The sequence below is a fragment of the Haloarchaeobius salinus genome (genome assembly GCF_024464185.1).
Lineage (GTDB): Archaea > Halobacteriota > Halobacteria > Halobacteriales > Natrialbaceae > Haloarchaeobius > Haloarchaeobius salinus.
The window spans coordinates 318,364-335,701 of the sequence record NZ_JANHAU010000001.1 but is presented as its reverse complement, the minus strand read 5'-3'; the positions used below and the strand labels follow the sequence as shown (position 1 = coordinate 335,701).

The window sequence follows — 17,338 nt, the reverse complement described above, 5'->3', positions numbered from 1 at the left end:
CTCGAGGGACGGGGTTCCCGAGCGTCGGGATCGTGGGGACTACAATCGCCCCGTCCTCCCGGCGAACTGCCCGAGAGAGCCCCGTGGACGAGCTTTCTCAGCCTCGGACTCGGCGAATGCCCCGCCCGAATCCTCCCGAGAGAAGCCCGTCGAACCACCATCGGAACGGCGATTCGATTGCGGTAGCCACAACGGATAATTGGCCAGTGTCTCAACTGGTAACCATGTGGTTGGGACTCACATGTCTCTTGCTCGTGGGGGGAATCGTTCGATGACTGGACCGGGGCTCACGGCCGACCAGGCCCGCCGGGACCTCTACGAGATCATGCAGACCGAGGCCGACTTCGAAGCCAAAGCTCGGGGGGCACTCGACCTCGGGAAGCGCTATCTCCGGGTGGACAACGCCCACCTCACGCGCATCCATCCCGAGGCGGAGTACTGGGAGGCCATCGCCAGCACCGACCCGTCCGACGGCGAGTTCCCGACCGGGCTGGTGCTGGACTACAACACCACCTACTGCCGGCACGTCCTCGACGGTGGGGACTCCGTCGCCCTGCACGACGTGCCCTCCCAGGGGTGGACCGCCGGCCCCGCTTTCGAGGAGCACGGTCTGCACTGCTATCACGGCACCCCCATCCAGGTCGATGGCGAGCCGTACGGTACGGTCTGTTTCGTCTCCGAGTCACCGCGCGACGCTCCCTTCACCGACGAGGAGACCCTGTTCGCCGAGCTGGTCGCCCGGCTGCTGGAACACGAGCTCCAACGCCAGCGCCACGAGGTCGAGACCACCCGGCGCTCGAACTCCATCACCATCCTCAGCCGGGTGCTGCGACACAACCTCCGCAACGAGATGACCGTCGTCCGTGGCCGCATCGGCGAGCTCGCCGACCAGCTCGACGACGATAGCTACCCCTCGACCGACCTGTTCGACAGCATCGACCGCATCATCGACCTCAGCGACAAGGCCCGCAAGCTCGAGACCGTCGTCTTCACCGACTACGACCGCGAACTCGTCGCCCTCGAACCGATCCTCGACCGCATCCGGACCGCGGTCGGCCTCGATTACCCCGACGCCACCATCACCACGGACGTCCCCGAGGGGCTCTCGGCGGACCTGAAACCGAGTTTCGAACTCGCCGTCACCGAACTCGTCGAGAACGCCGCCGACCACAGCGGTCCCGACGCCCGCGTCGCCATCCACGCCGAGGCAACCGACGGCGGCGTGACCCTGCAGGTGAGCGACGACGGCCCCGGCCTCCCCGAACAGGAGCAGGCCGTCCTCTCGGAGGGCGTCGAGACGCCGCTTGTCCACGGCAGCGGTCTGGGCCTGTGGATGGCGTACTGGGTCGTCACCACCCACGACGGCACCATCAGCGCCACCGTCACCGACGAGGGTACCACCGTCACCATCTCGGTCCCCCGCGTCACGAGCGAGACGAGCCGGGCCACCGGCGAGGTCGCCGCCCTCCAGCGGGGCCTCGACCGCTTCGAGGCCGTCTTCGAGGAGTCGTTCGACGCGATGCTCATCCTCGACGACGACCGCCGGGTGATCGACGCCAACGACCACGCCGCCGACCTGCTCGACCTCTCGAAATCGGCGCTCCTCGGTCGGTCCATCGACGAGTTCGTGGCCCAGACATCCGACGTCGACGCCCTCTGGACGGCCCTGCAGGCCGAGGGTCAGCAGGAAGGTCGGCTCCCGGTCCACCGCCCGGACGGGCCCGAACTCGTCGCCGAGTACTCCGCGACGGCGGACGTCCTGCCCGGCCAGCATCTGATCGTCGGCCGGGACGTCACCGACCGCATCGAGCGCGAACGCGAGCGTGAACGGATGAACCAGCGACTCACCCTCGCGCTCGAAGGGACTGACACGGGCATCTGGGAGTGGGACCTGGAGACCGACGAGGTGACCTGGACCGAATCGATGGAGCGCCTGTTCGGGGTCACCCCCGGCACGTTCGAGGGGACGTTCGAGGCGTTCGCCGACCGGGTCCACCCCGAGGACCTCCCGGCGGTGGAGGCGGCCATCGAACGGGCGATCGAGACCGGCGAGCAGTTCCAGACGGAGTACCGGGTCCTGCGCGACGACGGCGAGCAGCTCTGGGTGGACGCCCGCGGCGAACTGTTCGAGGGCGACGACGCCGGCCACCGGCGGTTCCTCGGCATCGTCACCGACATCACCGAGCGCAAGGAGCGCGAGCGTTCCCTCCGGACTCGAACGCGGGCGATCGACGACGCCCCGATCGGGGTCGCCATCTCGGACCCGGGACAGGAGGACAACCCGATGGTGTACGTCAACGAGCAGTTCTGTGAGCTCACCGGCTACGACGAGTCGGCGATCCTGGGCCGGAACTGCCGGTTCATGCAGGGCGAGGAGACCAACCCCGACGCGGTCGAGCGGATACGGTCGGCGATCGACGGTGGCGAGCCGGTCTCGGAGGTGCTGCGGAACTACCGGGCCGACGGCACGATGTTCTGGAACCAGGTGACGGTCGCCCCCGTCGAGGACGAGCACGGCGAGATCGTCAACTGGGTCGGCTTCCAGCAGGACGTCACCGACCGCATCGAGCGTGAACGGGAGCTACAGGAGACGACCAGCCGTCTGGAGGCAGTCGTCGAGGCCTCCCCCGAGCCGATCCTCACCGTGGATGCAGCGGGGGTCGTCCAGTTGTGGAACGAGGCGGCGGAGGCGGTGTTCGGCTACCCCGCCGAGGACGTGGTCGGCGAGTCACTCGTGGAGGTCGGACTCCACCGCGGCTCCCGACAATCTGAGGTCGTCGCTCGGCTCCAGCGGGTGCTGGCGGGCGAGCAACTCGACGCGTTCGACGTCGAACGGACGACCAGCGACGGCGACCGGGTTCGCCTCCGGCTCTCGACGGCCCCGCTGCTGGACGCCGACGGCACGGTCACCGGCGTGATGGCCGTCGCCAAAGTCCTCTCCGACCGTGCGCAACGGCTGGAACTCGCCGAGACCGTCTTCGAGAACACCCAGGACGCGCTGTTCCTCATCGACGTACGCGCTGGCGATGACTTCGTCGTCGAGCGCGTCAACCAGGTCTACGAGACGGTGACCGGCCTCTCGAACGAGGAGATCGTCGGTAAACGTCCCAGAGAGATCGTCGGCGACGAGACCGGCGCGGCCATCGAGGAACGGTACCGTGAGTGCGTCCGGCGCCGGGAGACGATCCAGTACCTCGAAGACATCCCCGTCGATGGCGAGTCCAGACAGTGGGAGACGAAGCTCACTCCCGTCGTCGACGATGGGACCGTCGAGAAACTGGTCGGGGCCATGCGAGACGTCACCGACGAGTAGCCCCTGTCGGCGATACCGTCGGTCCTCGTCGATCATGGTCCCGAAGACGACGACGGCTCAGCCGGGATCGACGGCCTCCGACACCTTCGCGAGAACCGCCCGCTTGTCGTCGAGTCCCCGATCGTTGAGGATGTGGACGAGGACGTAGACATCCGCAGCCGGCAGTTCGTCGTCGGCGAAGGAATCAGCAACATGGAGGGAGGTCCGTTCGTCGAACCGGCTCTTCGACCAGGAGTGGACCGGAAGGGTGGCCACCAGGGGGAGGCATCGACCTCGCTGCCTCGATGGGCCGTCAGGGGAGTCGATGGTCCCCACGACGGTCCCCCGATCCCGAACGGACCGCCGGCGGGTCGACGCTCAGTATCTAGCGCTCCGGTTTTTACGGGGAACATCCCTCCAAGAGGTCATGTCGTACGACAGAGGACGCCCTTCGGAAGGTCACTGGGGAACGATCAACAGACGGCAGCTGCTCGCGGCGCTGGCCGGGGTGACCGCCGGCGCCGCAGCCGGCTGCACGGAGGTGGTGTCCCGCGAGTTCGAGGCCGGGACAGTCGGGCTGACGGAGGAGGCCCGCGAGGAGTTGGTGCTGGCGGAGACTGCCCGCGACTCCGAGACCACGACCCGCGAACTCGAGGAGGTCGATATCGAGGGGACCGCTGATACGGTCGAAGCCACCATCACCAGCCACACGGCGGCGTACGGTCGGGCCGCCGCCTGGGAGGACGGGGTTCTCGACGGGACCGGTCCGCTGGGGACACCGCTAGGTCGGTTCATCGAGCACGTGAACGGCGGTCGAATCAGCGACAGCGCCGGCGTCACCACCGCCAGTCGCCTCGGTATCGACGAGCTGACGCTCACGTTCGTCGAGGGCGAGCCGACGGTCAGCAGCGACGGGGTCAGCATGGTCGTCCCAGCAGGGGTGCGCGGGGACGACGAGGGCGAACTGGCGACACCGTTCGACGATATCCTGCTCCTGATGTATCCTCCCGAATCCGCTCCGGAGTTGACGCAGGAGATGGTCCTTCCCAGCGGGTTCGTCGTCGACGCAGGTGACTTCTTCCCGGGGGGCACGTGGAGCATGGACGGTGACTGGGCTACCGGGAACGCGGGGCGGTGGCTTCCCCCCACCGAGGACCGTATCGCGGAGGAACTCTCCCCGGACAGCCCGGTGGTGCTCGCGCTGGGCGACAACACGCCGGAGGAGGTCTTCGGCATCCCCGCCGAGGAGCTGCCGGGGGAGCGGATCGAGGAGGGGGACTCGTTCACGGGCAACAACCCATTCCTGGTGGCGGGCCCCGGTAGCGTGTTCAGGGCGACCGGGAACAACCCGTTCACTCCAGAGGAGCTCCTCGAGGTGAGCAATCCGGCTCCCTCGAACGGTGCGACGTACGGGGTCGGGGTGTTGTCGACGCCGGTGGCCGAGGTGGGGGGCCAGTCCGCCAACCCGGTGGCCACCATGGGCGTCGCGGAACTGCTCACCGGCGAACACGGGAGCGTGATGTGGTCCGACGCACCCACCATGTGGTCCGACGCACCCACCGCTTCGGAGATCGAGTGGCTCGCTGGCCCGATCCCGGTCTCGGACGTCCCGGACGGGACAGCGTTCGACGCAGACTCGCCCGACGGCACGACCGTCCTCGACCGGGAGGCCGACCTGAGGAGTTTCCTGGGGGTGGTCAGCGGCGAGGACGGCCCGTGGGGCGTGGGCGTCCACGTGGCCCGCGTCGAGCGCGAGCACGACGACGGGACCGACGTGGTCGTCGCCGCCGGCACCCACCGCTGGCCGGTCGCCTCGGCGGACGCGATGGACAGGCTGCGCGACCCGGACGACGACCGGTTCACGGGCATCCTCGGGTCGATCTTCGTCGAGGCCCGGACCCTCACCGCGGCCACCGGCGAACGGTTGGTCCATGACTTCAGCGCTTCGAGCTGACGAGCGGGTTCAGCGGTGTGTAGAAGAGGGAGCTGGAACGATTGTGGTGGGCGACCTCTCCGGTATCCGCGAGGGCGAGGAGAACGGCGAGTCGAAGAACCGGGGAACGCACGGGAACCGTGATCTGCCTCGTGGGTGTTCGACCGCTTCACCGACCTGCTCACCGACACGGCCGAAATGGACGGTATCACGGTCGCGCAGGTGTCCGAACGGGATACGTCGAAGTCGTGTTCGTGTTGTGGAAGAGAGCGCGACTCGAACCGTGTCGAACGTGGACTGTACGTCTGCGATGACTGCGGGAGGGTAGCGACTGCAGACGTGAACGGTGCTGAGAATATCCGACAGGGAGTACCTCCGAGTCTCGCCTCTGATGGGGAGACAGGAGAACGGCTGGTTGGCACAGCCATCGACGTTCTTGTTTGAGAAGGAAACCGGTGCATTCGCACCTCGAGAACAGGCCACGTCGTAAACCACGATATCCCAACGGCGGTCGGGGGTCCTCGACTTCAGGGCAGGGAGGATGTCAACACCGGACGGTTTGCCCGGTTCTGAACCGGAGGAGATCCATCGAGCGCGCCTCTCGACGTGCTTCGACCAGTGAGTGGCGGCCGTGACGGTCATGAACTCGACGGGGCGTGACAGCCCGCACAGCGGGTGTTCACCAGGGGGTGGTGTCCGTCTTCGTGGCGGCGGCGTGCCCTTCGGTGTGTTTCTCACGTGTTCGAGGCGGTTCTGTGGTGAGCCGGAGTGGGACTGTCTGGACCACCGAAACCCCCCGACTGAACCCGATTATGAAAACTCGAGGGCGGTGGAGATTGCTTCGAGTTCGCCCTTCCGGAACGGTCGGTCGATGCCGTCCGTCTCATCGTTGCCACCGTCACCGATCACCTCGAGGATGCCGGCTCGCATCTGGTGTTTCGGGGGCAGCGAACCGGTATCGATCTCGTAGTCGACGGCTTCACAGATGGCGGCGAGGTCCTCTTTCGTGAACGTCGCCGAGAGCTCCCGCTCGAATCGCCCCGTGGATACCCTGATCTCGTTCCTGAGGTCGTCGACGGTCTTTGCCATACCGACGCGTGGAGCGAGAGCGCCGTGTAGATTCTGGTTCCGCGTCATAGAGTGAACGGCTTCGACGATTCCTTCCCGCCGGCAGCGTCGAAAAGTGGGTGCCTTCACCCGCTGCTATCCGACCCGGCTCGCCTACCGAGATGGGCACCAACGAGAAGGGTGCCGATCCACCATGCCACGTAGCCACCGTTCCACCCCCTTCAGACTTCCTCGACGAGTTCGCTACGAGCCTGCGTCGACGAGCACCCTGAAACGAAGAAAAGCACTTCTTCACCTGTCAGAGACATATTACCATGCGCCCTGGAACGCCCCCGGTCCTCGCGGTCGTGGTGAGTGCCCTGCTCCTCACAGGGTGTCTGAACCTCCCTGGACAGGCGACGACTGCCGAACCAACGACAACAGCTCCACTCCCGCCCACACCGCAACCGGTGTCCGATCTGTCGGAGCTATCCGAGAGCGAAGCCGGAGAAATCGCGCTTCAGGCCGAGGAGACCTACCTCTCCATGCACCTCCGGAACGCGAGTTGCCTCGAAACCTGGGGGACCTATCCGACCACGTCATCAACAGTCGCGACCGTGGTGAACCGAAGCGCCGAGCGGATCATCGTGACCGTCCAGCACCCGTATTCGTACTCCACGGATACCTCAGAGGCGGACTCGTCCTCGACAGCTCGCTACCGAGTGACCGAGAACGGGACCACACGTCTCTCCGGGGACGAGATAGCCCCCTGTTGAGCTTGCAGATCAGGGTACCGAACCTGGAAACTGCGACGAGAGATGTAGGCCGTGTAGTCAGCACAATGATACTCGGTATTACTGGCAACGGTCACACAAACAGTGTTCCCGATCCAGAAGGAGTATTCGCCGACCGGTATGCCCAACTGCGCCGGACGGGTTGCTTAGCCGCAGAACGAGCCGTTCAGAGACGGTACTTGAACAAAATGACTTTGGTCGCTCGATGAACAGTGGTCGTCATGCGCCGTCGTGCCCTCCTCTCGGCCGCTGTTGGAGTGACCGTAGGTAGCGCGGGTTGTCTCGCATCGATACGCGGTTCCAACCGCCAGATGGTCCAGCTCGGCTGGTTCGGCGTCCACAATGCCGATCCAGAATCCGGCCATACCTTCACGCTTATTGTTGAGAGAGATGGAAAAGTCGTTCACGAATCATCGCACGAAGTCGATGCAGCAGAATACTTTGACCCCGGCGTGGCATTGAATGGTGCCGTCGCTGAGTGCACGTGGGGGGAAACTGCCGGTGATTACTCTGTTCGTGTCCGTAGGGACGGAGAGGAAGAGATCGAGGAATCAGTCGGTGCGTTCGCGGCAGAAAGAGGAGCTAAGTGCGTGGTTGCGGACGCCGAATACGAAAACTACAATGCCACCTCGGGTTTCCTCGACGGGAAGCGCCTTTCCATCTTGCTTCGAGAAGCCTGTGACAACGACGGGTACGTCAGAAGGTGTTCCTTTACCCAGGAGTGACCCATTCCGAGTCTCGTACTGACCGATCAGAGGATTCTGCTCCGAATCTAGTCTCGGTCGAGATACGCGTCTTCGATTCCTCGGGCTATATCAACAGTATCGATAGTCGATAGTACGAGCAGCGGTCGGTGTGCTGTAGTACTTACCGTGTCCGAAGGTAGATGGCGATGCGAAGTGGAACGAGTGTGAGAAATGTCGCTAGCATCGTGAGCACCGTCCACGTGGGCGCGACAGCAAGTCCGAGTTGGACGCCCATGATGAGTACGAAGAGGCCGGCGAACCGGATGCGGAAATCTGCCCAGAGTCCTTGGAACCGGTCACTCACGAACGTGCCGTACGTAACAGCAATGCCGAGGACCACACCGAGGATTGTCGCGCCGGCAAGTCGTTGTGGCGTGATCGAGACGGTGATCGAGAACGGCTCCCAGTACGCGAGCGCGCCGAATACGACAACCGCCAGCCCTATCCAGAGGAGTTCGTAGTAGAGGCCTAGCCGAGAATCCGGCTCACCCCACTCCGTTGGAATCACCGACATCTACCGAGACAACACGCCCCGCAGTGATAAGCGTTCAACCACGTTCCCGGTGCCACCGGCACTCGGAATCACATGGACTCGACACCCTCGAAGAAATCCAAGTAGATCACCACTCCCAGTGAAACGGCACAGCGCGCGCTAGCGATGTCGAGGAGCGCGCTCGTACGGTCAGATTGGGTCTCACCGAGTGTGGAAACCCAGTTGCAGATCCATCACGAAACCCGGCCAATACTCGCGCGGACTGGTCGAGACCCCGACGTCCAGCGGGGCTGGTACTGGGTTCGGCCGCGGGCAGTGGATCCATAATCGGATTGTACGCCATCGAAGGGCGGAGATAGCGTTCGAGACTTTTCAGCGTCGAAGTGCGCGAATTCGGGCGGTCCGAGTCGAGTCGATCTGGTGTGTCGCTCTGCATGGCCGACTCCCCCCGAAACCAGTCCTAATCGGTGTCCACCCGGGCCACGTACAGCGACTACCGGATGCTCTCCCCGATCCTGTATCGGTAGAGGTTCCTCGAGCGCGTCTCTCGGTATGTCTCGATCAGTGAGAGGTGGTCGGGCCGAGTATGAATTCAACGCGGTGTGGCAGCCCGCACAGCGGGTGGTCGTCGGGGGTGGTATCTGTATTCGTGGCGAATACCGACTCTCCGGCGTGTTTCGTCGTCGTCGAAATCGGGTCGAGATGGAATAGAACAGGACTGTCTGAACCACCGAAACCACGCGACTAAAACCGATTCTGGAGATTCAAGCGGAGTACAAACACCCGCTGATGGACACGCGTGCAGGCCAGCAACCGACACCTCGAGGAGTAAATTTATCAGATCTACCAATGTTGATTCATATATACTGACCCGCCAGCGGTGGTCCCTGTCCCCTAGAAAGAGGGCCGACGGATTCCTCATCAGTGTCGGAGCCAGCCTCGTCTACACTGGAGTTATACTCGGCTACAGCGCTCACTCGTCTACCTCAATTTCTATTCACGGCCCACTTTGGGAGGTCGTAGGATGGTACTCGCTGCTAGCGCTCGGAACTATTGGCGTCCCCGTCCTGCTCTGGGCACGATACGGCCTCCGTGGACCGATCTCGCTGTTTGGGTGCATTCTGGTGTTCTGGCACGTTCTCGTCGCATTCCCGCCATTCGGGAGCGGGACCGGTGATTCACCCGCGTTCAACTTCGTGTTCTTCTTCGCACCGTTCTACCTCGCTGCGTACGCCCTCCTCGCAGGTGGCGAGTACTGGCTTCGAGACAGAATCGCCCAGTAGCTGCTTGTCTTTCCACATACTTTCTGAGGGGCTCTTCACTCCGTATTAGCTGGTGAGGACCCGCTTCGTCGTGGTTGGTAGCTCGGTGAGTACAGGGGAAACACCTACTGAACGAGACATCGTATCTCTGGTATGATGACCGCCACGCGACGTTCTCTCGTGCAGGGACTGACTGCCGTGGTTGTCGTCGCGTTCCTCGTCGTATTGGGCTATTATCTGGTTCAGCCGGGATATACGTGGACGCGGGCGGCGCTGTTCGCGGTTCTCGGTGGGCTGGCTGTGACGGGCGCAGGCGGAGTGATCTACCAGCGAGGGCGCCTCGCAAGTGTCGGGGCAGGTGGGTTGCTCCTACTGGGCTTCTGGCAGGCCGTGCTCTGGATATACATCCTCTCCGTTGTCGTGGTCCTAGCTGTCGCTTTCTTCACCACTCCGGAACGAGACTACCCGAACCGTTCGGCATAGACGACTCATTGAGCGTGATTTCAACAATGGAGTCACCGCCACACAATCTTAACATCGGGTGGAGTTCAATGATTCGTTAATGACATCTGCGCTGTATCGTCCACTCGCTGCCGTCGGGTTCCCTGCTATCGGGGTTCTTGCTATTCTTCAAATCTTCTCCCCGTCAGCGGTAGCTGGTGTCCCGGGTTCAACAGTCGTTGGCGCGACTACGACGACGTTCCTTACGTGGGGAACCGTTGTCGGACTTGCATACAAGGCTCGCTGGACAGCTACTGGATTCGGAGTGATGGCTACTGTATTTGGTATCCAGACCATCACTCAACAGGGCATTCAGAACGATTTAGTAGTGTACTTCATCGTTGGTATCGCGGTTCTGCTCATTGTAGTCGGCGGGCAGAAAGACGAACCCACTTCTCCGATTAGTCCGCGCTCCAGCTAATCAGAATCGCCGCGCAAAATTTCGAGAGCCAGTTCGGTAGAGAGGTGACGACCGCAATTGCCCTCAGGCTCGAACTCGCCCGATCTTGCCGTCTCGTAGCCACGTCTCGTATCGGTCCGTGAGTCCGCGTGAGTCGCGCAGACGGAGCAATGTGTGTGGGAAGTCGCCTGGAAGCATCACGTCGAGAGTGGAGAGCGGTTCGTCGTCGAGACCGCCGTTCTCGCGGCGTGGCTGGACCAGCGTCTCACACTCCTTCCCGAACGCGGGCGCGTGACCTGCCTGGTGGACGCGCAGCACCCGCGGCGCCCCCGGGCACACGTACACCTCGTTTTCGAGCGTGTAGCCCCGGAGACAACGCGTTTCCAGCCACACGCGTAGCCCGCGGACGAACGCCCCTGAAGCGATAGCTCGATCGGGTCCCCCGCCGGGGCCATGGTGGGCGTCGAAGGCCTTGATGTATCGGTACCAGTCCAATTCGTACTCGACGAGTGTGGGGTTGTCGTGCTCTTCAACTCCGGGTCTCTGTCTAGCTGCCTGGATCGACGAGATGGCCCGGTGCCATAGCGATAGCACAGCGATGGCGAGGCCACCGGCGAGGAGGACACCGGTAGCCCGACAGACGTCTCCGAACACCGCGCGGAGGGCGTTGCCCTTGGAGGGTGGGGACATGGTTGCGCATCAACAGAGGATGGAATAGGCTTTGTGTCGACCGGGCAGAAGGGCTCTGTTGAATTCCCCAGTCGCGGATAGTTTGCTGAGGCCGTGCTGAATACAGAGGCTGCCTTCAGTACTATGAACAGGTTCTATTCATAGACGACGAGCTGGAACTCCTGTTCCGTAGGAGTGCGAATTTTGCACGGGGAAATTGAGAGTTGGAACGTAAGACCTTCCGAGAACAGGGAATGTTTATTATGGCTACATATCAAGAGGGGATATGCCAACCATCGAGGCGTGGTCACTGTGGGTGCATATCGCTGCAGGCATGGTGGCCGTGCTCGCCGGGACAGGTGCGCTCGTGACGAAGAAAGGTGGACACCGACACCGACAAGCTGGCAAACTCTTCCTCGTCTCAATGGGCGTCGTCGTTGGGACGGTGTTCGTGCTCCTCGCTCTCAATCCGACCTCATTTCGGATCATTCTCACGTTGGTCGCCGTCTTCAGTGGGTATCTTGCGTTCTCCGGATATCGCGTGCTTTCCCGGAAGCGACCGGCTGCCACCCCTCAGCGTCTGGATTGGATCGCAACCGGGAGCGTGGTTTTGGCGTGTCTCGGATTGGGAGTCTGGGGGATTGTTTGGGTCGTCACCGGTAACTCATTCGGGCTCGTGATGCTCGTCTTCGGCGGAATTGGAGTAACATTCGGAACGATTGATATTCGAGCCTTCAAGGGAGAGACGTCCGGTGAGTGGCTAGTTAGTCATCTTCAACGGATGATTGCTGCGTTTATTGCGACGATCAGTGCTGTGTCCGCAGTCAATCTCACTCCCGTGTTGGGTATTCTGGCGTGGTTATGGCCGACAATCGTGGGAACACCCCTGATATATTACTGGTCAGAGGAACACAGCAAGGAGTGACACGACGATACCACAGTCATCCCCTGTATTGCGTAGTCCTTTCCCCCCAATTGACCGCCAGAGAAGTCCAAGGCACTTGCTCGGTAGATAGTCTGCACTGAGCTATCACTCCTGTTCTCCGATCACTCGGGGTGCGTGCTGACTATGCTCCCTGTATTCAGCACGACATTCCTATCAAGGTCTGAGGATTTCAACAGAGCCGGCAGAAGATATATGCGCCTCAGGTTCTCCCCCTCGGTTGTGCGCGTCGTCCTGTGTACGAGTGCGGAACCGCTCTATCTCCCCCGATACCTCCAGCCGATCTTCGAGGGTCACGCAGACACTATCAACCAGGTGTTCATCGTCCCCTTCGACGCACCCCCGGCTGAGCAACTACGCTCGCAGGCAGGCATGTACGGTGCCCGCGCGGGTATCCGGATGGCGCTCCGCTACGGACGGAGTCGAGGGCTTGACGCGTTGCCCGGGCAGGTCGCCCGGCGCGTCACCGGCCGGTATCACTCGGTTCCGGCGGTCGCGAGAGCCCATGGCGTCCCCGTCGAGCGCATCCCCGACGTGAGTGACCCGACGTTCGTCGAGCGTATGGAAGACCTCGCACCGGACCTTCTGCTCTCGATCGTGGCGGGCCAGCGACTTCCCGGGCCGGTCCTGGAGAGCGCCAACGACGCGGTGAACCTTCACGGGTCACTACTGCCGAAGTACCGCGGCCGGGCGACCGCCTTCTGGCCGCTGTTCTACGGCGACGACCGAACGGGTGTCACAGCACATCGGATGACCGAGCGCTTCGACGCAGGCCCGATTCTCGCCCAACGGGCGTTCCCCCTCGACAACGCCGACACCGTCGATACGGTATACCGCAAACTCGCCAAGGTGGGCGCCTCGCTCGTTGTCGAGTTGCTTGCCGCCTATCCAGAATTGCCAGCCGAGCGGCTCAACGAGACGACCCCGGCAGACTACCACGGGCTTCCGGGCCCAGAGGAGCGACGCCTGTTCTACGAGCGCGGCAACGCGTTTCTCTGATGAGCCCTCTATGACCGATACGCATCTACACCGAACCGTCGTTTCAGCGGTGAGCGTCTCGGTCTGAGAGGATCTCAATAGTTCTAGTACGGTCGCATCACACACGTCCTGCCCGCTCGATTCCCGAGCGCACCAGCAGCCCGTTTATTCGTCTGCACGACCGACTGATGACGACCGAAAAAGAGTGCATCGACGCACTGCGTGACGCTGCTGTCGAGCTTGGTGAATCTCCGACCAAAGCGGCGTACGAGGAACTCGGCCTGCGTCCCGCCTCGGCCACCATCATTCGCACGATGGGCGGGTGGAACGACGCGAAAGAGGCGGCCGGGCTGGAGACGTACTACCCGGGACAGTTCGGCGGCACCGACGTCGCACCCAAACCAGACGACGTCGAACTCCCCGAGGACGTGACGTGGGAGGAGCTGTCGGGCTACCAGCGATGGTACCACAAGAACCGCCAGCAGGAGATCGAGAAGAAAGACAGACGCCGCGCAGAACTGCGGTCCTGGCTCCACGAGTACAAGCAAACGGAGTGTGCGTGTCTACGCTGTGGCGAAGGCGACCCGGCCTGCCTCGACTTCCACCACACCGGCGAGAAAGAGATGGGCATCGCGAAGATGGTCGTGTACGGCTACAGTCGAGAGTCAATTCTGGAGGAGATCGAACGGTGTGAAGTGCTCTGTGCCAACTGCCATCGCAAAGAGCACTACGTGGAGCCCTAGCGCCGCTTCCAGTTCGGACGTCCATATTAGTTCATCCGTCATTAACCGATGAGGCGGCCGAATAGTGGTGTATCGAAGCTCACCAAACGACAGTAGCCATGAATATGGCAGCAGTAGAGATATATCACCACCCTTCGCCGGAACACATGCTGTGTATCTCTACACATCGGATCAGATAGACCGGGAGCGCGCACACCACCAGGCGGTCATCCAGGGTTCTGAGGACGTCGACGTCAAGCGCATCGGCAACCTCGGAGAGCTGGCGTTCGAGCAGTTCTGCCGCGAGTACCTCCCGGTCGAGATGTGGGAGTGGAAGAACGAGGAAGCCCTCCGTCGCTGCAACCCCGAGAGCTTCTCGGGCTACGACTTCGAGGTGTTCGGCTACGAGATCGACGTGAAGACCTCGCGGGACGTCTCCGCGTTCCGACCGGCGAACATGCTCGAGAACGACCCGGACGACGACATCGTCGTCATGGTCTGGCACCGAGACAACGAGGACGGGCTCATCCTCCTCGGGTGGGAGCGAACCGAGACCCTGAAATCGAAGGTCGCGACCCAAGACGAATACTCAGGCGAGGAGCCCGAGAAGCTCGCACACCTCTCCGCGAGACCCATGAACGAGCTGCACGATCTCGGGCCGAACACCGCCCACCTGAACCAGAAGCCAGAGAACCCGTTCTCGCCCGGCGACAGAGTCACCAAAGCCGGCGACGACGACGCATCCGTCGCGGTCGTCGTCGAAGTCCTCCCCCCGGAGAAGAACACGACCGCGTTCGGACAGACGATGGACGGCGAAGCCGTCAACGTTGCATTCCCCGAGATGCTCGACGACGGCCCCGGTGACTGGCGGACGATCCCACCTGCGAAACTCGCCTCCTACTGCGACGACCAGAACATCAGGCTCTACACCTACAAGCACACGAACCTCGAACACGCCGAACAACCGTTCACTCCCGGCGATTACGTCATCAAACCGGATTACGACGACCCCGACCTGGCGGTCGTCGTCGAAACGAACGAAGACAACAAACAGGACATCAGCGTCGCGTTCCACCATCAGCTCGAAGACGTGGTCGACGCCGACTTCTACCACCAACCGAACGAGCTCTCCTCGTTCTGTGACGAGAACGGTGTCAGCGTGTACTCCTTCGCCTCCTCGGCGCTCGAGTTCGAACATCAGTACTGAGAGTCGGCACATAACGCGGGTTCTTTAGGACGCTTCGGCACTGCAAGGTGCACGATATTACGGTCTCCTGTCGATACGTGATCTGTGTGAACTCCAGTTCGACGAGCGTCCAGTCACGCTCCGGTGCGGTCGGGCGAAGTGTGTATGTGTCCCGTTAGAGACAGCGGACAGCGGCTTTACACAGACATACGCCAGCCAGTTTGTCCGGTCACGAACGGGTGATGACGACCGAATCAGCATGCATCGAAGCCCTCCAAACGGCTGCGCAACGCCTCGATGAATCCCCGACCAAAGCCGCCTACGAAGATCTCGGCCTCCGACCCGCCTCCGCGACCATCATCCGCACCATGGGCGGGTGGAACGACGCCAAAGAAGCCGCAGGACTCGAAACCAACCCCTCTTCGGGAACTCGTGTCGGACCCAAGCCGGATGATCTACCTGCCGACGTCGACGACGCCTGGGCGTCACTGTCGGTCGACCAACGCTGGCACTACCGCAACTCCGTCCACAACCGCAACCGGACGCTCACCCGGAGAGCCCGGCTCCGAAGCTGGGTCAACGAACTCAAAGCCGATGCCGGGTGTCGTCGGTGTGGTGAGACCGAGACCGCCTGTCTGGACTATCATCACCGCGACGGCGTCGACAAAGAGATGAACGTCAGCCAGATGGTGACCAACGGCTACGGCATGGACGAACTCCAAGCAGAGATTGCGAAATGCGACGTCCTCTGTGCCAACTGCCACCGCAAAGAGCACTTCGTCGACCCGCTGGAGGCTGTACCCGAGGGATACGACGCAACCGCCGACGACTAACCCCGCCTACGTCACCCACTCACGCGGGCACGCACTTTCGCAACACTCAAATATTCGAGTGCGCTACGTAGTAGTGTATTCCCGACCGAAGCGACGGACGGGGAACATGTCAGTCCCATGGGGTAGTGGCCAATCCTTCTGCCTTCTGGGGGCCGAGACCCAGGTTCGAATCCTGGTGGGACTACTTCCAACCGTTTCAAGCCCTTAGCCGTTGTTTTGGTATTTTCCAGAGTTTGTATCAGATTCTGTCAATTCCCGCTTGGAGGGAGGGGTTTTGACACATATACTCCATAACCTGTTACGATTACACCCAGACATGATGCAGCGGCTGCACTGACACCAGTCGTGGCGAGCGGAGCACGGAGTGACCATCGATCGAACGCGACACCAGACTACAGCCAGGAGAGGCCAGTGTTGAGTTCTTCGAGAAACGCTGGTCGTACCTGTGTGTCTGGCGGGAACGAGAGCTGTTCACCGTCACGGTCGAGAATCGTTTCGCGGAGGAAGGGGTGCGCCGGGTCGAACGAGGGGCCTGTCCGGATGCGGTAGTCGCTGTCGATGGTGAACAGGGCGGCATCGAACGCGCGGTGGTGGAGGGAGTTCAGCACGAGGACGTTCTCCGGGTGCTCGGCGAGTTCGGGATGTTGACTTCGCGGAAGAATGTGGGCGAGGTCCAGCAGGTCGTCCTCTCGAATGCCGGTCATCGTACAGGCGTGGTCGTAGCGGTCGAATGTGTCCGTTCTGAAGGCGTCGCTGACGACAGTTTCTGCGGTCTCGTAGCGACGGATTCGGCCGCTCTGGTCGAGCGTCTCGCCGGTCGGCCACTGGGCGATATCTCCCGTTTCGACCCAACGGTTCCACACGTCCGGTGCGCGCTCGTTGTCGTTCATTCGGGCACGATCATGGAGCCACGGCACCGGGATGGACTGCGTGTTGAGGATCGAGAAGTGGAAGAGATAGTTCGGAATCTGCGTCTCGGACGCATCCGGATAGGACCGAACCTCGAAGTGGTCCGGGACGCAGAGGCCGCAGAACTCGACGACTCCGGATTTCGGTTTGCGAAACACGAGGACTGGTGGGACCTCCTCGCGGCGACCAGCCGCGGCCCGTTCGAACGCGGTCTTAATCTTCCGGTTCTTCGGGGATTCGTCGTACGGGTTGTCGGCTTTCGCGTCGCCCCAGTAGCTGATGTACCCCGCGTTGACGGCGAGCGTGTCCTCCCACGGGTCGTCGTGCTGAGAGATGCCGCTGTCGTTCGAGACGAGCACGAGCGCGGCAGGCACAGCAGATCGGTCTGCACTGAGGTCGCGAATTCCACCGGTGTTCTTGATACCAGTGTCGAGCGGGCCACGAATCCACCGGAGGAACTGGTCGTCCGAGTTTCGGAAACTCCCGGTGTCGCGGTATTGTTGTCCGACCCGGAACGCGTGGTTCATGGTGGCACAGTATTCTATCAGCCAATAAATACGTTCGGGCGCTCGGAGGGGCACTGAACGTGCTCCCTAGACCGAGCGAGCAGTTCAAAAAGAGCCCTGCCGT

The 17,338-nt window shown here is 62.3% G+C and carries 16 protein-coding genes, 1 tRNA gene and 1 pseudogene; 13 read left to right on the top strand and 5 right to left on the bottom strand.

Annotated elements, in window-relative coordinates:
* Positions 1 to 271 precede the first annotated feature (271 nt).
* Positions 272 to 3,313, top strand: coding sequence for a PAS domain S-box protein (locus tag NO345_RS01635; protein WP_256295982.1), 3,042 nt, complete (start codon positions 272 to 274; stop codon positions 3,311 to 3,313).
* Between the two features lie 57 nt (positions 3,314 to 3,370).
* Here the strand turns inward: NO345_RS01635 and NO345_RS01630 are convergent, their stop codons facing one another.
* Positions 3,371 to 3,568 carry a methyltransferase gene (locus NO345_RS01630; RefSeq protein WP_256295981.1) on the bottom strand — a complete coding sequence of 66 codons (198 nt, stop codon included), beginning with the start codon at positions 3,566 to 3,568 and terminating at the stop codon, positions 3,371 to 3,373.
* 151 nt (positions 3,569 to 3,719) lie between these two features.
* Here NO345_RS01630 and NO345_RS01625 point away from each other — a divergent pair, with 151 nt between their 5' ends.
* Both NO345_RS01625 and NO345_RS01620 read left to right on the top strand, forming a co-directional pair.
* Positions 3,720 to 5,246: a DUF6517 family protein gene (locus tag NO345_RS01625; protein WP_256295980.1), complete on the top strand. Its 1,527-nt coding sequence runs from the start codon at positions 3,720 to 3,722 to the stop codon at positions 5,244 to 5,246.
* 7 nt (positions 5,247 to 5,253) lie between these two features.
* Positions 5,254 to 5,715, top strand: a pseudogene (locus NO345_RS01620) (zinc ribbon domain-containing protein); the annotation flags it as partial.
* Between the two features lie 320 nt (positions 5,716 to 6,035).
* On the opposite strand, the gene NO345_RS01615 reads toward NO345_RS01620, so the two are convergent.
* A complete protein-coding gene (locus NO345_RS01615; protein WP_256295979.1) occupies positions 6,036 to 6,314 on the bottom strand; it encodes a hypothetical protein in 279 nt (92 codons plus the stop codon).
* Between the two features lie 293 nt (positions 6,315 to 6,607).
* Between NO345_RS01615 and NO345_RS01610 the strand changes: the two genes are divergently transcribed.
* Together NO345_RS01610 and NO345_RS01605 are read left to right on the top strand one after the other, a co-directional pair.
* Positions 6,608 to 7,048 (top strand): hypothetical protein, encoded by a 441-nt coding sequence (locus tag NO345_RS01610; protein WP_256295978.1) that lies wholly within the window; start codon positions 6,608 to 6,610, stop codon positions 7,046 to 7,048.
* A 329-nt stretch (positions 7,049 to 7,377) separates the two neighbouring features.
* Entirely contained in the window at positions 7,378 to 7,791 is a 414-nt protein-coding gene (locus NO345_RS01605) for a hypothetical protein (protein ID WP_256295977.1), read from the top strand.
* Between the two features lie 142 nt (positions 7,792 to 7,933).
* Here the strand turns inward: NO345_RS01605 and NO345_RS01600 are convergent, their stop codons facing one another.
* Complete coding sequence (locus NO345_RS01600) at positions 7,934 to 8,326, bottom strand: hypothetical protein (protein WP_256295976.1); 393 nt, start codon at positions 8,324 to 8,326, stop codon at positions 7,934 to 7,936.
* 1,103 nt (positions 8,327 to 9,429) lie between these two features.
* Here NO345_RS01600 and NO345_RS01595 point away from each other — a divergent pair.
* Both NO345_RS01595 and NO345_RS01590 read left to right on the top strand, forming a co-directional pair.
* The gene (locus NO345_RS01595) at positions 9,430 to 9,588 is read left to right on the top strand and encodes a hypothetical protein (RefSeq protein WP_256295975.1); all 159 of its coding nucleotides are present in this window, start codon (positions 9,430 to 9,432) and stop codon (positions 9,586 to 9,588) included.
* Between the two features lie 132 nt (positions 9,589 to 9,720).
* A complete protein-coding gene (locus NO345_RS01590; protein ID WP_256295974.1) occupies positions 9,721 to 10,050 on the top strand; it encodes a hypothetical protein in 330 nt (109 codons plus the stop codon).
* Between the two features lie 502 nt (positions 10,051 to 10,552).
* On the opposite strand, the gene NO345_RS01585 is transcribed toward NO345_RS01590, so the two are convergent.
* A complete protein-coding gene (locus NO345_RS01585; RefSeq protein ID WP_256295973.1) occupies positions 10,553 to 11,158 on the bottom strand; it encodes a hypothetical protein in 606 nt (201 codons plus the stop codon).
* Between the two features lie 265 nt (positions 11,159 to 11,423).
* Here NO345_RS01585 and NO345_RS01580 point away from each other — a divergent pair, with 265 nt between their 5' ends.
* The 6 genes from NO345_RS01580 to NO345_RS01555 all read left to right on the top strand — a co-directional run bounded on the left by NO345_RS01580 (position 11,424) and on the right by NO345_RS01555 (position 15,983).
* Positions 11,424 to 12,062 (top strand): DUF2306 domain-containing protein, encoded by a 639-nt coding sequence (locus NO345_RS01580; RefSeq protein ID WP_256295972.1) that lies wholly within the window; start codon positions 11,424 to 11,426, stop codon positions 12,060 to 12,062.
* 240 nt (positions 12,063 to 12,302) lie between these two features.
* Complete coding sequence (locus NO345_RS01575) at positions 12,303 to 13,079, top strand: formyltransferase family protein (protein ID WP_256295971.1); 777 nt, start codon at positions 12,303 to 12,305, stop codon at positions 13,077 to 13,079.
* A gap of 167 nt (positions 13,080 to 13,246) precedes the next feature.
* The gene (locus NO345_RS01570) at positions 13,247 to 13,801 is read left to right on the top strand and encodes a homing endonuclease associated repeat-containing protein (protein WP_256295970.1); all 555 of its coding nucleotides are present in this window, start codon (positions 13,247 to 13,249) and stop codon (positions 13,799 to 13,801) included.
* A gap of 151 nt (positions 13,802 to 13,952) precedes the next feature.
* Positions 13,953 to 14,987, top strand: a complete 1,035-nt coding sequence (locus NO345_RS01565) for a DUF7961 domain-containing protein (protein ID WP_256295969.1) — start codon at positions 13,953 to 13,955, stop codon at positions 14,985 to 14,987.
* Between the two features lie 221 nt (positions 14,988 to 15,208).
* On the top strand, positions 15,209 to 15,799 hold the full coding sequence (locus NO345_RS01560) for a homing endonuclease associated repeat-containing protein (protein ID WP_256295968.1): 591 nt from the start codon (positions 15,209 to 15,211) through the stop codon (positions 15,797 to 15,799).
* 111 nt (positions 15,800 to 15,910) lie between these two features.
* Positions 15,911 to 15,983: transfer RNA gene (locus tag NO345_RS01555), tRNA-Gln, on the top strand.
* Positions 15,984 to 16,191: 208 nt separating this feature from the next.
* Here NO345_RS01555 and NO345_RS01550 read toward each other — a convergent pair.
* Positions 16,192 to 17,235 (bottom strand): HNH endonuclease, encoded by a 1,044-nt coding sequence (locus NO345_RS01550; protein WP_256295967.1) that lies wholly within the window; start codon positions 17,233 to 17,235, stop codon positions 16,192 to 16,194.
* Between the last annotated feature and the right edge of the window lie 103 nt (positions 17,236 to 17,338).

What these genes read in the sequence shown, in the direction of transcription:
- NO345_RS01610 (WP_256295978.1), top strand. Translation starts at nt 6,608, where the DNA reads ATGCGCCCTGGAACGCCCCCGGTCCTCGCGGTCGTGGTGAGTGCCCTG.
- NO345_RS01580 (WP_256295972.1), top strand. Translation starts at nt 11,424, where the DNA reads ATGCCAACCATCGAGGCGTGGTCACTGTGGGTGCATATCGCTGCAGGC.
- NO345_RS01605 (WP_256295977.1), top strand. Translation starts at nt 7,378, where the DNA reads ATGGTCCAGCTCGGCTGGTTCGGCGTCCACAATGCCGATCCAGAATCC.
- NO345_RS01590 (WP_256295974.1), top strand. Translation starts at nt 9,721, where the DNA reads ATGATGACCGCCACGCGACGTTCTCTCGTGCAGGGACTGACTGCCGTG.
- NO345_RS01550 (WP_256295967.1), bottom strand. Translation starts at nt 17,235, where the DNA reads ATGAACCACGCGTTCCGGGTCGGACAACAATACCGCGACACCGGGAGT.
- NO345_RS01635 (WP_256295982.1), top strand. Translation starts at nt 272, where the DNA reads ATGACTGGACCGGGGCTCACGGCCGACCAGGCCCGCCGGGACCTCTAC.
- NO345_RS01585 (WP_256295973.1), bottom strand. Translation starts at nt 11,158, where the DNA reads ATGTCCCCACCCTCCAAGGGCAACGCCCTCCGCGCGGTGTTCGGAGAC.
- NO345_RS01570 (WP_256295970.1), top strand. Translation starts at nt 13,247, where the DNA reads ATGACGACCGAAAAAGAGTGCATCGACGCACTGCGTGACGCTGCTGTC.
- NO345_RS01615 (WP_256295979.1), bottom strand. Translation starts at nt 6,314, where the DNA reads ATGGCAAAGACCGTCGACGACCTCAGGAACGAGATCAGGGTATCCACG.
- NO345_RS01625 (WP_256295980.1), top strand. Translation starts at nt 3,720, where the DNA reads ATGTCGTACGACAGAGGACGCCCTTCGGAAGGTCACTGGGGAACGATC.
- NO345_RS01600 (WP_256295976.1), bottom strand. Translation starts at nt 8,326, where the DNA reads ATGTCGGTGATTCCAACGGAGTGGGGTGAGCCGGATTCTCGGCTAGGC.
- NO345_RS01560 (WP_256295968.1), top strand. Translation starts at nt 15,209, where the DNA reads ATGACGACCGAATCAGCATGCATCGAAGCCCTCCAAACGGCTGCGCAA.